The sequence below is a fragment of the Pseudanabaena minima str. Chao 2107 genome (assembly GCF_051131155.1).
Taxonomy (GTDB): domain Bacteria; phylum Cyanobacteriota; class Cyanobacteriia; order Pseudanabaenales; family Pseudanabaenaceae; genus Pseudanabaena; species Pseudanabaena minima.
Genome location: NZ_CP159508.1, coordinates 2,443,995 through 2,460,096, shown reverse-complemented (window position 1 = coordinate 2,460,096; position 16,102 = coordinate 2,443,995). Strand labels below are relative to the sequence as shown.

The 16,102-nt window shown below is 42.6% G+C and carries 12 protein-coding genes and 1 pseudogene; 6 read left to right on the top strand and 7 right to left on the bottom strand.

The genetic code is table 11. The annotated features are described in order from the left end of the window. Positions 1–75: 75 nt before the first annotated feature. Positions 76–2,022, bottom strand: coding sequence for an ABC-F family ATP-binding cassette domain-containing protein (locus ABM313_RS11195; RefSeq protein WP_434688007.1), 1,947 nt, complete (start codon positions 2,020–2,022; stop codon positions 76–78). A 94-nt stretch (positions 2,023–2,116) separates the two neighbouring features. Continuing rightward, entirely contained in the window at positions 2,117–2,629 is a 513-nt protein-coding gene (locus tag ABM313_RS11190; protein ID WP_434688006.1) for a hypothetical protein, read from the bottom strand. 102 nt (positions 2,630–2,731) lie between these two features. On the opposite strand from ABM313_RS11190, the gene ABM313_RS11185 reads away from it, so the two are divergent. Continuing rightward, positions 2,732–3,739 carry a glycosyltransferase gene (locus tag ABM313_RS11185; RefSeq protein WP_434688004.1) on the top strand — a complete coding sequence of 336 codons (1,008 nt, stop codon included), beginning with the start codon at positions 2,732–2,734 and terminating at the stop codon, positions 3,737–3,739. Positions 3,740–3,768: 29 nt separating this feature from the next. On the opposite strand, the pseudogene ABM313_RS11180 reads toward ABM313_RS11185, so the two are convergent. Continuing rightward, positions 3,769–4,566, bottom strand: a pseudogene (locus tag ABM313_RS11180) (thiazole synthase); the annotation flags it as partial. 303 nt (positions 4,567–4,869) lie between these two features. Here ABM313_RS11180 and ABM313_RS11175 point away from each other — a divergent pair. Beyond that, a complete protein-coding gene (locus ABM313_RS11175; RefSeq protein WP_434688001.1) occupies positions 4,870–5,817 on the top strand; it encodes a F0F1 ATP synthase subunit gamma in 948 nt (315 codons plus the stop codon). Positions 5,818–5,893: 76 nt separating this feature from the next. Next, positions 5,894–6,385 carry a hypothetical protein gene (locus tag ABM313_RS11170; protein ID WP_434687999.1) on the top strand — a complete coding sequence of 164 codons (492 nt, stop codon included), beginning with the start codon at positions 5,894–5,896 and terminating at the stop codon, positions 6,383–6,385. Positions 6,386–6,414: 29 nt separating this feature from the next. Here the strand turns inward: ABM313_RS11170 and ABM313_RS11165 are convergent, their stop codons facing one another. After that, positions 6,415–7,527 carry a quinone-dependent dihydroorotate dehydrogenase gene (locus ABM313_RS11165; RefSeq protein ID WP_434687997.1) on the bottom strand — a complete coding sequence of 371 codons (1,113 nt, stop codon included), beginning with the start codon at positions 7,525–7,527 and terminating at the stop codon, positions 6,415–6,417. 71 nt (positions 7,528–7,598) lie between these two features. Here ABM313_RS11165 and ABM313_RS11160 point away from each other — a divergent pair, with 71 nt between their 5' ends. Next, positions 7,599–7,826, top strand: a complete 228-nt coding sequence (locus tag ABM313_RS11160) for a gas vesicle protein GvpG (RefSeq protein ID WP_094533384.1) — start codon at positions 7,599–7,601, stop codon at positions 7,824–7,826. Positions 7,827–7,877: 51 nt separating this feature from the next. Further along, on the top strand, positions 7,878–8,609 hold the full coding sequence (locus ABM313_RS11155) for a pentapeptide repeat-containing protein (protein WP_434687995.1): 732 nt from the start codon (positions 7,878–7,880) through the stop codon (positions 8,607–8,609). 109 nt (positions 8,610–8,718) lie between these two features. On the opposite strand, the gene ABM313_RS11150 is transcribed toward ABM313_RS11155, so the two are convergent. The 3 genes from ABM313_RS11150 to ABM313_RS11140 all read right to left on the bottom strand — a co-directional run bounded on the left by ABM313_RS11150 (position 8,719) and on the right by ABM313_RS11140 (position 14,123). Beyond that, the gene (locus ABM313_RS11150; RefSeq protein ID WP_434687994.1) at positions 8,719–9,333 is read right to left on the bottom strand and encodes a precorrin-8X methylmutase; all 615 of its coding nucleotides are present in this window, start codon (positions 9,331–9,333) and stop codon (positions 8,719–8,721) included. Between the two features lie 122 nt (positions 9,334–9,455). Continuing rightward, positions 9,456–10,499 carry a diguanylate cyclase domain-containing protein gene (locus ABM313_RS11145; RefSeq protein ID WP_434687993.1) on the bottom strand — a complete coding sequence of 348 codons (1,044 nt, stop codon included), beginning with the start codon at positions 10,497–10,499 and terminating at the stop codon, positions 9,456–9,458. 54 nt (positions 10,500–10,553) lie between these two features. Further along, positions 10,554–14,123: a PAS domain S-box protein gene (locus tag ABM313_RS11140; RefSeq protein ID WP_434687992.1), complete on the bottom strand. Its 3,570-nt coding sequence runs from the start codon at positions 14,121–14,123 to the stop codon at positions 10,554–10,556. 406 nt (positions 14,124–14,529) lie between these two features. Here ABM313_RS11140 and mnmE point away from each other — a divergent pair, with 406 nt between their 5' ends. Continuing rightward, a complete protein-coding gene (gene mnmE, locus ABM313_RS11135; RefSeq protein WP_434687991.1) occupies positions 14,530–15,984 on the top strand; it encodes a tRNA uridine-5-carboxymethylaminomethyl(34) synthesis GTPase MnmE in 1,455 nt (484 codons plus the stop codon). Positions 15,985–16,102 lie beyond the last annotated feature (118 nt).

Here is a 16,102-nt window from a genome sequence, read left to right as displayed (position 1 = left end):
CTTCTATTCCTTTTTAACTAAAGATAGGTTTTTAATGGAGCGAAGAATGATATTTTGCAATGCTTTCGTTGTTTTCTAAATGCGCTCGGCAAGTTCTAGCCATCGCTCAGTGGATGTATTGATTGCCGTAGTTAATTCTGCTAAGCGATCGGATAGCTTCTGTAATTCTGTATGTCCTTTGGGGGGATTGTGATAGAGTTTCTTCTCGATTTGAGTCTTTTCTTCTTCCAGTTTGGGGATATTAGCTTCTAGTTCCTCATACTCGCGCTTCTCTTTATAAGAGAGTTGTGAAGTCTTTTTGGTTTCGATTTTGGGCTTGGCAGTTTCAGGAATAGAGGGGTTGACATTACTAGATTTCTGCTCTTTAGTGACTTTATTAGCTTGATCCTTTGTACCACTAGACTCCTTCTCAGCTTCGTCTTTCTTATACTCCAAGTAAACAGAATAATTGCCTGGGTACAGACGGACTTCACCTTCTGCCTCAAAGGAGAACACCATATCAACAGTGCGATCAAGGAAATAGCGATCGTGGGAAACCACAATTACACAGCCGTTAAATTCTTCGAGATATTCTTCTAGTACCGCGAGGGTCTGCACATCAAGATCATTAGTCGGTTCATCGAGGATCAAGACATTGGGAGCCGCCATCAACACTTTCAGTAGGAATAAGCGCCGCTTTTCGCCACCTGAGAGCTTATTGATCGGTGCATATTGGGTATTACCAGGGAAGAGAAATCGCTCTAGCATTTGTGAAGCAGTAATGATACTTCCATCGGAGGTTTTGACTAATTCCGCAACATCTTTAAGGTAATCGATCACGCGCTGGTTGCCATGTTCAGCAAGATCATCGGAATGTTGATCGAAGTAACCAAAATGGATTGTCGTACCGATTTCCACAGTGCCTTCGTCGGGCTGTAAGCGCCCCGTCACAATATTCATCAGCGTAGACTTACCCGCGCCGTTGCTGCCAATAATACCGATGCGATCTTCAGGCGTAAAGTTATAGGAGAAGTCTTTGATCAGGGTGCGATCGCCATAGGACTTACCGATGCGATCGAGTTCCACTACTTTTTTGCCGATGCGTCTTCCTGCGGTGGTGATATCAACCTTGGCATTAGCTTGTTTAAACTCGGTGGCTTGCAGAGCATGGGCGCGATCAATGCGTGCCTTTTGCTTGGTACTCCGCGCCTTTGGCCCTTTTTTGAGCCATTCCAATTCACGGCGCAATAGTCCTGCATGTTTACGTTGCGTACTCAGTGAGGACTCTTCCGCTTCCGCTTTTTTCTCTAAATAATAGGAATAATTGCCTGAATAGGAATACAAATCACCGCGATCAATTTCGATAATGCGATTGGTGACGCGATCTAGAAAATAGCGATCGTGGGTGATTAGCAGTAATGCTCCACGATAGCGATTGAGATAGCTCTGCAACCATTCCACTGAAAGGGCATCAAGATGGTTGGTCGGCTCATCCATTAATAGAACATCAGGTGCTGAGAGTAGTGCCGAAGCGATCGCAATCCGTTTGCGATAGCCTCCTGACAGGCTACCGATTTTTGCTTCTAAGTCATCAATTCCTAATTTCGTTAACACAATTTTGGCGTTAGTTTCCAAATCCCAAGCCCCCGTCTGATCCATGCGTTCCGATACGCGAGATAGCTGCTCTAGCAACCGATCCATGTCGCCATGTCCGTGAGTTAACTTGTCGGAAATTTCTTCATACTCCTTGACTAGGGACATCTGTTCGCCACTATCGGCAAATACCTGTTCTAAAACCGTATTTTCTTCATTCAGGTCTGGCTGCTGTGGTAAATAGATAATTTTGGCGCTGGAATTTACCCATAGTTCACCGCCATCACTATGCTCTAGCCCCGCGATCATTTTAAGTAATGTGGATTTACCCGAACCATTTGTGCCGATCAACCCTACTTTATCGCCTTCATCGAGGCTAAAACTAGCATCCTTAAGGATTTCCTTGATGCCAAAATCTTTGCGGAGCGATCGCAGTGTAAAAAGTGCCATGCCTAATCATCATATGAACTTATGTCTTAGTTTAACTTCAGTGCGCCTAGAAAATGTCCAAATAAATGAAGGCGGCGCGAAGCGCCGCCTTCATTTATTTGGAATTAAACCGATCCCAGAAAAATAAAAGCAAGGTGATCCCTGTCAAAAATCCGTAAATTGCACCGACCACTAGCGTTAAAAAATATCCCAGTTGTCTGATTAATAAACTCCCCACCATTACGCCCACATACCAACTGCCCGTAGTACCCGCAATCCACCAACCCGATCGCTTAAAGTGGTGTTTCATTATTGTCCATTGCATAAATCCCGTCGAAAAACCCCGTAAACAAGCATAAATCGCTAATAAATCTACTGCATCGCCATAGGTAATAGCTAATTGAAAACTCGCCCAAGAACTTAGCCCTCCGCCCACAGCACCACCGACTAAAGTCGTCCATAACCATCCCAAGCCGCGAATATGCCGCCTGATCACTAACCACTGAGCTATGGCGATCGCCAAACTCATCACAGCAAAACTCAGAAACACCCCAAAATCGCCCGTTATATAATCTGTAACAAAAGCGCTAACTCGGCCTCCACCTGCATAACTGAGAGATGTAGCCACAGTCCACAGAGGCAAGAAACTCCAATGGAGTTTTTTGCTGGTTATCGCTTTTAACCTAAACTTGTTTAACAAGGATTTGAGCCTAATATTTGAGCTTAATAAATGAGAAGACTATACTTTTTATTGCCAGGGACGACTGACAAATTTGCTTGTGGGGGCTTATGGGCTGAGCTGAAAACACTGGAATTAGTTAAAAAAGTCTGTCCTGCGGAAGTAGTCACTTATCGTCAACGAGAGCAAGGACATCTATGGTTAGATGATTTGCTGGAGGGAGACGATACATTTCGAGCTTTGGATGATGTGATTTTTGTGATGAGTTGGGGGTTTGATGTTGCCAAGCTAGCCCCTAAACTAAAACGTTTGAATGCAATTTACCATGCCCATAGTGCGGAATATGGCTTTAATTTACCCGCTAGCGTGCCAATTATTACCGTTAGTCGTAACACTCTTGGATATTGGGGACAGCGATCGCCGCATTCGTTAATTTATTATTTACCTAATGAAATCTCCAATAAATTTCAAGATCAGCATCGCGATCGCGATATAGATGTACTGGTACAGGCTCGCAAATCATCTAGTTATTTGATGCGTCAATTGATTCCTGCGCTCCAGCAAAAATGCCGCTTAGAAGTAATTGATTATTATGTTGAAGATTTAGAAGGATTGTTTAATCGCGCTAAGATCTATCTATACGATTCCGCAGAATATTGGGCAGTTCAAGGAGTTACCGAAGGATTTGGGCTACAACCGATGGAAGCTTTAGCTTGTGGTTGCCAAGTTTTTTCTAGCGTCAATCATGGCTTATCAGATTATTTAGATCCAGCTTTTAACTGTTACAAGATTGCAGGATATTCTCAAGAATTTGATATGCAACGGATTCTCAAAATGATTCAGACCAATCAAAAGTTATCTTTATCGCCAACATTATTAGAAGAGCATCGTGCTGCAAATATTATTAAGCGGTTACAAGTGATTTTGACGGAGCTAAACGAGTTTTTTGATCACAAGCAGTTATATCAAAGTAATATTCCCGACTTAGATTATTGGCAAGTGCTGAAACTGCGATCGCAGAGAATATGGTCAAAGATACTAAAACGTTTGAAACCATAAAACATAGGGTTGCAATACAACCCTATGTTTTATGAAACTAGCCCTGTTAATGGGGAACTGGCACTAGCATATGCTTTGACTGGAATTCGTCCTGATAAATACGCGGCTCGTCCTGCTTCAGTTGCCATGCCCATCGCCCGACCCATCGCCACAGGATTATTCGCACAGGCGATCGCGGTATTTACTAACAAAGCAGTCGCGCCCATTTCCATTGCTGCCGCTGCCTCACTGGGGACACCGATTCCTGCATCGACCACTACAGGCACTTTCGATTCTTCGATAATAATCCTGATATTTGCCGCATTATTAATCCCTTGTCCTGAACCAATGGGCGAACCGAGGGGCATCACAGTGACGCAACCAATTTCTTCAAGGGTCTTGGCTAAACGCGGATCAGCGTTAATGTAGGGCAGCACTGCAAAACCTTCTTTGACGAGTTGTTCAGCAGCTTTACAAGTACCAAGCGGATCAGGCAGCAAATATTTGAGATCGGGAATAACTTCCAGCTTCACAAAATTATTATCTTCTTGACCCAAAATTTTTGCCATCTCGCGTCCCAATCTTGCCACCCGTACCGCTTCATCGGCAGTTTGACAGCCCGCTGTGTTAGGTAATAGCCAATATTTGTTCCAGTCGATCGCTTCGGCTAATCCCTCATGTCCTGCTGCATTAGTCTGCACCCGACGTACTGCCACGGTGACGATCTCGCAACCACTGGCGGCGATCGCCTGACGCATCACCTCGAAACTAGTATATTTTCCTGAGCCAGTCATCAAACGCGATCGGAACTTACGCCCCGCAATTTCGAGATAATCATCTGATAACTCATCAGCATCAGATATTTGGCTATTTGTCTTGAAAATTGGGTTAAAAGAAGGTGAGGAAGCAATCATATCAAGGAATTAACGAAAAAATATAAGGTTTAGATCCCCCCCAGCCCCCCTTGAAAAGGGGGGAGAACAAATTCTTCCCCCTTTTCAAGGGGGATTGAGGGGGATCAATTTCAAGGATATACATTAGTTTGCGGTTTGAAGGCGCAATTTTTTATTAAGATACTTAGGATACTTAAGTGTCTTCTGTGATATTTCAAATTTTCCATAGTATTCAATAGCAAGTAGCAATTTAGTTTCATGGCTAACCTCAAATCCATCCGCGATCGCATCGGCACTGTTAAGAATACTCGCAAGATAACTGAAGCAATGCGTCTTGTCGCAGCCGCAAAGGTCAGACGCGCTCAGCAGCAAGTTCTTGCCACTCGTCCTTTTGCCGATCGCCTCGCCCAAGTCCTATATCGTCTCCAGCAGCGCATCACCTTTGAGGATGTCAGTCTGCCTTTACTTGATAAGCGTCCTGTCAAAACCGTTGGTCTTCTGGTAATTTCAGGCGATCGCGGGCTTTGTGGTGGCTATAACTCAACCATTATTCGTCGTGCTGAAGCCCGTGCTAAGGAACTAAAAGAACAAGGTATTAATTACACCTTTATTTTGGTCGGTCGTAAAGCGGCGCAGTACTTTGCCCGTCGCGATCAACCAATCGCTGCTAAGTTTACCAACTTAAATCAAATTCCTAATGCTGCCGAAGCCAATGCGATCGAAGATGAAATTACTTCAGCATTTTTGGCTGGTGTAATTGATCGCGTTGAGTTGATTTACACCCGTTTCGTATCTTTGATTAGCTCTCGCCCTGTTGTCCAAACTCTCTTGCCCCTTGAGCCACAAGGACTAGAGCCTCAAGATGACGAAATTTTCCGCCTGATTACTCGTGGTGGTAAGTTCCAAGTCGAGCGCGAAAAGCGCGAAATCACTGTTAAGGAATTGCCTAAAGAATTGCTTTTTGAGCAAAATCCTGAACAAATTCTCGATGCTTTATTGCCTCTCTACCTCAGCAACCAAATTCTTCGCGCCTTGCAAGAGTCTGTGGCTAGCGAACTCGCTGCACGGATGACCGCAATGAATAACGCTAGTGAAAATGCTGGAGACTTGATCAAGGCTCTAACCTTGCAGTACAACAAAGCTCGTCAAGCTGCAATTACTCAAGAAATTCTGGAAGTTGTCGGTGGCGCAGCCGCTTTAACTTAACCAAAAATAGCGGCGCGATGCGCCGCTATTTTTTTAGAAAAGAATAATCAAAACTTTTGCTATCAGGTTAATCGATATGGCTTATAGCGACTTCAACCTATCCCGCGTTCGAGAGACTTTTGGGCTAGTTATCGAAGAGCCAAAAAGTCTCTTTCCTAATATTTTGCCAACTACGGCTAGCAATTATTTAATTACCACACTGGATGAAAACCTTGCACTAGCTACCGCGATCAATACCGAAAAAGCACGATCAGAAATGGTGATTGCACCTGTGCTGTTAGAGGTACGTCGTCAGCTTAATTATGAGATAGGATTTTTCTCTGGTACAGAATTTAATATCGATCCGACACAGGGCTTAACTGGTTACTGTGACTATATTCTCAGTGCTATTAAGGATTCCTATGCGAAAGTTAGCTTAGCGGATCGATCAGTTTATGGCTGTGTAACGACAGGGACAGATTGGAAATTTATGCAACTATGCGATCGCACGCTCAAAATCGATCAGCGCGATTATTTCATCAATGAAGTATCGACAATTCTGAGTATTCTCTTACTGCCATTCCAATAAAAAGAAGACGGGCTTTGCCCGTCTTCTTTTTATCTATGGGCTAGCCCGATCGCCTGTTGAATATTCTCTAAGCCATTCGCTTCTAACTTAGCAACTAAACCTTGCAATATATTTTTGACAATCATTGGACCTTCATAGATTAAGCCTGTATAAACCTGCACAATCGCTGCACCAGCCGTAATTTTTTGCCAAGCATCTTCTGCCGTGAAAATACCGCCCACACCGATAATTGGTAGATTACCCTGTGTCGTTTGCCATATTAGGTTAATCACTTCCAGAGAGCGATCGCGTACAGGTTGACCACTAATTCCGCCTGCTTCTTCGGTGACAGGTTTACCCGTCATTGCTAGATGCGTAGTCGTTAAATTCTGTCGTGAAATCGTTGTGTTCGTAGCGATAATTCCTGCTATGCCATAGTCTTGACTCGCTTTGACCACTTCAATAATGTCAGCATCATTCAAGTCTGGGGCAATTTTTACTAAAATCGGTTTGTTCTGGGTGTTAATTGGATTTAGCGCTGCAAGAATCGCGCATAGTTGATCGGTTGCTTGTAAGTCTCTCAAATTGGGCGTATTTGGTGAACTGACATTAACCACAAAATAATCGCCAAAATTGTAGAGTGATCGCAAGCTTTCGGCATAGTCTAATTTTGCATCGGCAATTTCTGTAATTTTAGACTTGCCGAGATTAATACCAAGGGGAATACTTAGCTTATGGTTTTGCAAATAATTTTTCAGATCTACTGCCGTTGCTGCTGCGCCACGATTATTAAAACCCATGCGATTTAGAACAGCGCGATCGCTGGGTAAGCGAAACAAACGCGGTTGAGGATTGCCAGATTGGGCATGGGCGGTAATTGTCCCTACTTCTGCAAAGCCAAATCCTAGATGTTCCCATGCGCCGATTGCCTCAGCATTTTTATCAAAACCTGCTGCCAGCCCAACGGGGTTCTCAAATTTTAGATCCCATAAAGTTTGTGACAGCCGCGAATCGCTATAGTAAAAGGTGGACTTGGTGACTGCTTGCAGTATCGATGAACCACTAATCCGCCGACAAGTGGCGATCGCTAAATGATGAGCAGCTTCAGGATCGAGGGAAAATAGCAGGGGACGTACCCCATATTGATAGGCAGCACTTAACATAGGTTTAGTTAATTAGATTTTCTTGCAAAGCAAGAAAATCGGCAGTAAGGAATTAAGGAGTACATTTCCCAATGATATGGCAACTACTGACAGCACCCCTCGATGGACTAGTCTGGATTGCAGAACAAATCGAAGAAAGGGCAACTACTGAATTAGAAAAAACCGAAAATCTGCAAAAACGGCTCACTACTTTACAACTAAAATTTGATCTTGGTGATATTAGTGAAGAAGATTTCATGGCTCAAGAACAAGAGATTTTAGAAGCGATGGAAGCAGAAATCAATGAACAAGAGGAATAAACCAGAGCATAACGCGCTCTGGTTTATTCTTGACAGAAACGGTACAAACTAATGGAAGTCAGTGAACTAATTAATAGCTACCATGCAGGTCGCCGCAATTTTGCGGGAGTCAATCTCAGTAAAACAGATATGAATGGAATTGACCTGAGTCATGCCGATCTCAGTGGTGCAAATCTGAGTGAATCCAGTCTCTACGGTGCAAACTTAAGCAACGCTAAGCTAAACGGTGCAGATTTTAATAGTGCAAAGCTATATCGAGCTAACCTTGTCAGTGCTAATTTTAGTGGTGCTGATTTAGGAGAGGCGGATCTCAGCGAAGCAAATCTTAGTGATGCCAAGCTCTATGGGGTGAATTTGTATGGGGCTATTTTGAACAAAGCCAAATTACCTCGCGCAAAACTAAATGGGGCAAATATGGGTAAAGCCAAGCTAAATCGAGCTGATCTTAGTGAGGCTATTCTCAGAGATGCAAGGCTATTTGGGGCTGGGCTAAATGAGGCGATGTTGCAACGGGCGGATCTGAGTAGATCTAGTCTTAATGGTGCAAATCTAAATAAAGCAATGCTATCTGAGGTGGATCTAACTTTTGCAAGTCTGTACGGTGCAAGTTTATGTGATGCCGATCTGAGCGAAGCTGATCTGACCAGTGCCAATCTCCAAGGTTCTGATCTATCTCGCGTAAATTTTTATAAGGCAAATCTAAGTAAAGCGAAAATGGCAGACGCTGTCACTGAGGGAATGCTGACTCAAGAGGCAAATTTAACAGGTATCATCTGGTCATAAAATTTTAAAGCAGTCGTCAAACCAAACCCAAAAAAGCGAGTGGCGGCGCGGAGCGCCGCCACTCGCTTTTTTGGAGCTAGAAAGGTGACGCGAAGCGTTACCTTTAAAATTACTTATTGCCGTAGGCTTGCCAAGCCAGATTGACTAGTGAATTAAATATCGCGGCGGCAGCGATCGCATTGCCTTTCCGACCATCAACACGAATATGGGGAATTAACGAGTCATTTAACCGTGACTTGATCACATCGGTGTCAATAAACCCCGCTGGAGTACCAATTACCAGAGTAGGCTTAACATCCTCCATCTCGATCAAGTCCACCAGAGTTGCCAATGCTGTTTGAGACTCACCGATTACAAAAATTGCTTCAGGATAACGTTTTGCCAAGGTTTCAATTCCCCAAGCAGCTTGGGTTTTACCTTTTTGGGGACGGGTAATCGCTTCAACACCACAATAGATGGGATTGGCAAAAGTATCACAGATTTTTGGGAAGATCGCTGCTTGCACCGTTGGGACATCTACAATAATTGTGGTGCGAGTCGCGAGGGCTGTGGCTCCAGCCTGTAGTGAATTTTCAGAAAAACTGACGAGATTTTTATACTCAAAATCTGCGGTTGCATAAATTACTTGGCGCACAATTTCATATTCGGATGGTGAAAGTGAATGTTCACCAATCTCGCTGTCGATTATTGCTAAGCTTTGCGCGTCCGTAGTATGCCATTCCATAAAATTATGCGATTACCGTAGTTTAGTCATATAGCATTCAGCTATGACCGTACCATATTTTAGAGAACGTCGTGATTTTTACTATGTCAATGTAAAGTGGCACTTTGCACCTCTTTACACGATTACTCTGGCTCATAAGTATTTTGTCTAACACAATTTCGACCTTCGGCTTTGGCAAGATACAAGGCGCGATCAGCCGACTTAAGTAGATGGATTGCTTCAAAATCTTGATTGGGTAAAATTGTCGCCACACCACAGCTAATCGTCACATGATTAGCAACTTTTGAATAATCGTGGGGCAATTTCAGCGATCGCACAATTTCTGTAGCCCGAATTGCCACATTCATTCCCCCCTCAGCATCGGTATTCGGCAAAATAATCGCAAATTCTTCTCCCCCATAACGGGCTACCAAATCCGCAGGACGATTGGTTGATTTACTAATGGCCTGAGCAACTTCCTGCAAGCAGTGATCTCCCTCTTGATGTCCGTAATTATCGTTATAGTTTTTAAAAAAGTCGATGTCACATAACACCAATGAAATTGGAATCTGTTCTCTATGCGATCGCCTACATTCCTGCTCTAGATATTCATCTAAGCAACGACGATTAGCCACTTGTGTTAAGCCATCGATGGAAACCAATCTCCTTAACTCTTGCACTACAACTGCTAATTGTTGATTGGCAGCTTCAAGCTGTTGGCGAAGATTTGCTTGTTCGAGCAAACGACGTACCCTTTGTCGCAGCACCGCCCAATGAATTGGCTTAGTTACATAGTCAGAAGCCCCCACCTCATAAGCGCGATCTACAGATTCGCGATCTTCAAGCGCCGTAATAATTAAAACAGGAGTATGATCGCCGTGAGGAAGTTTTTGCAACCGTGAACAACACTCAAAGCCATCTAAAACAGGCATCATGGCATCCAGTAAAATGATATCTGGCTGATATTCTTGATAGATCTTTAACGCCTCCAGCCCGTTAGCAGCCTCAATTACACGATAATTTTCTCGCTCCAAATAACGCACTAAAATTTTTCGCATAAACAAATCATCATCCACTATTAAAATCTGAGCAGTCTTGGATGATGATATTTCGGGAGTATTGATTTCTGGACTTACTTCTTGGCTGGGATGCTGCTTATGGCGATCGCTACTATCATCGATTGTCATTACATGGTTAGACGGTAAAATTGACGTTAACAGACATGCGTCTACCTGAAGAGTTTAGTGATATTTTTCATGCTCTAACTCAGATTTAACATTTGCATATTCATCAGTAATTTTATTGATTTTGATATCTAAGTCCTCATATTTTTGATTGCGTAGATTTGTTTCCAATTCGCGGCATAGAGTTGAGAGATCTTCTGCACCAATTACACTACTGCTGGATTTTAAGGTGTGAACAGTCCGCACCATCACCTCAAAATTTTTCTGTGCAAAGCTAGTATATAACTCTTGGAGGAGTGATTGCGTATTATCTAGATAACTCTCAATCAGTTCAATCAAAAAATCTGAATCTTCACCGCCAATATCACTGGCGGCTTCATAGAGAGTAGAAATATTAATCGAAGATAATGGACTAGATTTATTTGGTATAACGGACGGACATTCTCGCAAAACCCTCACAAGTTCAGCGTTTATGATTGGCTTGCTGAGGTAGTCATCCATACCTGCGGCTAGACAAATCTCGCGATCGCCTTGCATGGCATTAGCTGTCATTGCCACAATCCTCGGTTTGGACAAAATTTTACCGTTTTGCCAATTTTGCTCTATCAGTCGAGTAGCTTCAAGTCCATCCATCTCTGGCATTTGCATATCCATAAACACTAAGTCATAGTGTTGCTGTGAAAGCGCCGATAGTACCTCAAAGCCATTAGCTGCGACATCAGCGCGATAGCCCATACGTTGCAAAATATGTATCGCTACTTTTTGATTAACCACATTGTCTTCAGCTAGCAAAATCCGCAGTGGATGATTTCTTGCCATGAGTGGATCAAAGGCAAAACTTTGCTTGGGTAAGACTAGTGAAATTTGTGCCGTATTTGTCTGATTGGTTAAGTCTTGAGCAATATTTTGACTGATTGTTTCGCTAATTGACTGGGGTGATCGCGCAGTGGGTGAGATTAGTTGTGAGTCTTTGATATTAATTGTTTCAGGCTGTTCCCAAATGTTAACTGGAGCCGTAATCGTAAAGTAAAAAGTAGAACCTTTCTGCTCACAGCTTTCCACCCACATGGTGCCACCCATCAGTTCACATAGACGTTTACTGATTGCCAGCCCTAGCCCAGTTCCACCATATTGTCTAGTGGTTGAGGCATCTACTTGGCTAAAGGGCTGAAACAGTCGATATAAGCGATCGCTAGGGATACCAATCCCCGTATCCTTTACCGCAAATTGTAAAGTTCGCAACAACTGAGCTTCTTCATGATGATTGCTAAGTTCACACCGTAAATAATGTGAAATGAGCATTTGGGTAACTGAAATGTTTACAGAACCATGACTTGTAAATTTGATCGCATTACCAATTAAATTTGCTAAAACTTGCCGTAATCGCGTCATATCACCAATCACAATCAAATCCACATCGGGATGAATCAAATAACCAAGTTCAATACCTTTTTCCAACGCCTTAGCTGAAAGCAGCTCGATCGTATCTTCCAAACAAGTTCGCAAATCAAAGGTTTGTTCTTCTAGTTCTAAATGTCCTGATTCAATTTTGGAAAAATCTAAAATGTCATTGATGATTGTCAGCAAGGTATTGCCCGCATTACGCGCGATCTCCACAAATTCCCGTTGCTCTCTAGTCAAATTTGTATCCAGTAAAACCCCTGTCATCCCAATTACGGCATTCATGGGTGTGCGGATCTCATGACTCATGGTCGCCAAGAAATCACTCTTAGAGCGATTGGCAGCTTCTGCGATTACTCGTGCTTCTTCTAACTCTTTATTTTGTTTAATTAGTTGTTCCCGTTGACGGGTTTCTTGCATGAGTAAATTTGCTTGTGATAGAGCGATACTAACTTGATTTGCTACGGATTCGAGCAATTCTTTCTCTTCAATTGTCCATTCGTGAAAGCTATTACAGTGGTGTAATAAAATAATCCCATTGGTCAATCCATGGGATGAAGTACGGATTGCTAAGAGTGATCGCAATTGCATTCGGTAGAATAGTTCACCAAACTCATCTAAGTCTGGATCGGTGTAGACATTGGTAATCGCGATCGCTTGGTCTTGACTAGAAATTTTTTTGCCAAAGGCACTATCCAACAAAGGTAATTCAATATCTTTGACCGAAAAAATTTTTTCAGCTAATTGTTCCGACATTAGAGAAATTTGAGATTGTAAAGCTGAATCATGGTTGTGATAATCCAGTTTATAAATCAGGCAACGGCTAGCATGAAAGGCTAACTGAATTTGATGAGCTGCCGTTTGAAAGATGCTCTTTATATCTAGGCTTTGACGAATTTCATCAGTAATGCGATTAAGCAATACCGTAAGACGCATTTGTCTTTTTAAATCTTTTTCTGCTACTTTCCTAGCCGTAATATCTGATTGGATACCAATAAAGTGAGTTACTTTACCCATGTCATCAAATATTGGCGAAACATTTAACTCATTCCAAAATAAAGAGCCATCTTTACGATAGTTTCTGATGACAACGCTACAAGATTCTCCTTTTAAAATTGCATTTCTGAGAATATCTTTTTCAGGTTGAAATACATCGTTTCCTTGCAAAAAACGACAATTTCTACCGATTACTTCACTAGCTTCATAACCAGTAATTTGTTCAAATGCAGAATTGATATAGACAACAGGATTATTAGGGAGACGAAAATCAGTAATGACGATGCCATTTTGGCTAGAAGCGATCGCCCGTTCTTGGAGACGTAGAGTTTCTTCAAATTTTTTGCGATCGCTAATATCAAATCGAATTGCCAAATATTTGACAGGCTTATCACAATCATCCAGTAAGGGGGTGATCGTACTGTCAGTCCAGTAAAATGAGCCATCTTTAGCCCTATTGCGAATTTCGCCACGCCAAACCTTACCACTAGAAATGGTGTCCCACAGGTTGGCAAAAAATTCTGGTGAATGATACTCTGAATTGATAAATCGATGATTTTTCCCGATTAATTCATCTTGGCGATATCCAGAAATTTCGCAAAATTTACTATTGGCATAGGTGATCGCTCCATCTAAATCTGTAACAGCAACGATCGCTGCTTGGTCAAGGGCAAATTTTTGAAATTCTAACTCGCGTAAAGTAGTTTGAAATTTGGTTTCTGCGAGCTTGCGATTTGACAAATCACCAGCAATGCCTAAAAATCCTGAAATTTGATTATCGTCATTTCTTAGGGCTGAAATGGAAAGCATCACAGGAAATCGCGATCCATCTTTACGGATATATGTCCATTCTCTTTCTTCTATTTGCCCTAGTTTTGCTTTGGCGACAAACACCTCAAAGCCTACTGGAATTGCTCTGCCTAACTCTTCAGTTAAGGCGATCGCCCGTTGCTGAACCTCTGATAAATCATGAAAGCGTTCAGGAGTGCAAATGCCGATCATTTCTGATGCTGCATAGCCTAGCCAACGCTCAGCCGTGGTATTAAAAGCACAAATTATTCCATCAACAGTTGTCGCAATAATTGAGTAGTTGGCACTATCTAAAATTGCTTGATGCAATTTTAATGTCTCTTTGACTGTATTCTTTGCCGTTTTTACCTTCCCATTGTTTGAAGAATTTCTGCGTTTTTCTGGGTAGGTTGGCAAATCGCCATTAGTAAATTTAGGCATAATTTAAAGAAGACCCAGATGCGAAATTAATCTAAAATAGATAAGGGGTTAGTAGATTTATCGAGTAATAATCCCAAAAACTCTGTAATCCAGTCAATGCAAGGCTTATAATCATTTTGATTTAAAAACCCTTAAGATGTATTTGGTTAAGTTAAAAAATTGTTTTGTGGCATATATCCCCTTAACATCACAAAATTAGTTTTTAATCTTGGTCTACAATCTTATCTTTCCCTATCTTATAACAATTATAAGGTTATTTCCTATAGCAATTATACAGGGCTTTGTGCTCAAGCCCAACCCAAGAAATTTTTGAAAGTGTTGCGAAGCAACACTTTCAAAAATTTCTTGGGGTTCATTTAATTGGTAATTGCTATAAGTCATTTATTCAGGTTTTGAGAGTAACGGTATGAGTTTATCTGACACGATCGCTGCCATTGCCACGGCTATTTCACCGCAACAGGGGAGTGTGGGCATTGTGAGATTGTCTGGAGAGCAGGCAATGGCGATCGCGCAGCAGCTTTTCCATGCAGGCGGCAAGCAAGTTTGGGAAAGTCATCGTATTCTTTATGGCTACGTGAAGCATCCAGTCACGAAAACTATTATCGATGAAAGTTTATTGCTATTGATGAAAGCACCTCGTTCTTTTACTCGCGAAGATGTCGTAGAGTTTCATTGTCATGGGGGAATTATGGCAGTTCAGCAGGTGTTAAATCTTTGTTTAGAGCAGGGTGCAAGACTTGCAGAAGCAGGAGAATTTAGTTTAAGAGCTTTTCTCAATGGTCGAATCGATCTGACGCAAGCTGAAAGTATTAATGATTTAGTCGGTGCTAAATCTGCCCAAGCAGCCCAAACAGCGATTGCCTCTCTCCGTGGCAAGCTCGCTCAGTCTTTAAAATATCTGCGTGGTAAATGCTTGAATGTCTTAACTGAAATCGAAGCAAGGATTGATTTTGAAGATGATTTGCCGCCTCTTGATGTGGAATGGGTAAAAGCAGAAATCCTTGCAGTTTCTCAAGAATCACAACGAATCTTAGCAACAGCCGATCGCGGTGAACTATTGCGAACGGGGCTAAAAGTAGCGATCGTCGGTCGCCCCAATGTTGGTAAATCAAGTTTATTAAATGCTTGGAGCCGTAGTGATCGGGCGATCGTTACGGACTTGCCAGGGACGACTCGCGATGTTGTTGATTCGCAATTAGTGGTGGGTGGCATTCCCATTCAAGTTCTGGATACCGCAGGGATTAGGGAAACAGAAGATGTGGTAGAGAAGATCGGTGTAGAGCGATCGCGGCAAGCGGCTCAGTCTGCGGATTTAGTGTTGATGGTAATTGATGCAAGTGTGGGCTGGAGTGAGAAGGATGTAGAAATCTACGAGACTGTACGCGATCGCCCTGTAATTTTGGTGATCAACAAGATTGATCTTGTCCCTAGCCCCAGTGAGCAAGAAGCCCTCACCCCCAACCCCTCTCCCATGGGGAGAGGGGAACAAGATTATATTTTTACTCCCCCTCTCCTGCGGGAGAGGGGGCTGGGGGGTGAGGGTATTCCCATTGTCAAAACTGCGGCTTCTCAACAACAGGGAATCGAGGAGCTAGAAGCGGCGATTTTAAGATGTATTCACCAAGATGCGATCGCTGCGGCAAATATAGATGTTGCCATTAATCAGCGTCAGAAAGCTTGTTTGTTAAGGGTTGTCCAATCTCTAGATCATGTGCAAATCGCGATCGCCGATCAGTTACCGCTTGATTTCTGGACAATTGATTTACGAGATGCGATTAGTGCGATCGGTGAAATTACAGGCGAAGAGGTTACCGAATCAGTTCTAGATCAAATTTTCAGTAGGTTTTGCATTGGCAAATAAACAACCTACAGCGCTTTGCGCTCAAAACCAAACCAAGAAATTTAAAAAATTTCTTGTGGTTTATTTAATAGCTGATGTTAGGTGGAAGGAATTCTTTCGATGACATCAGTCTAGGGCT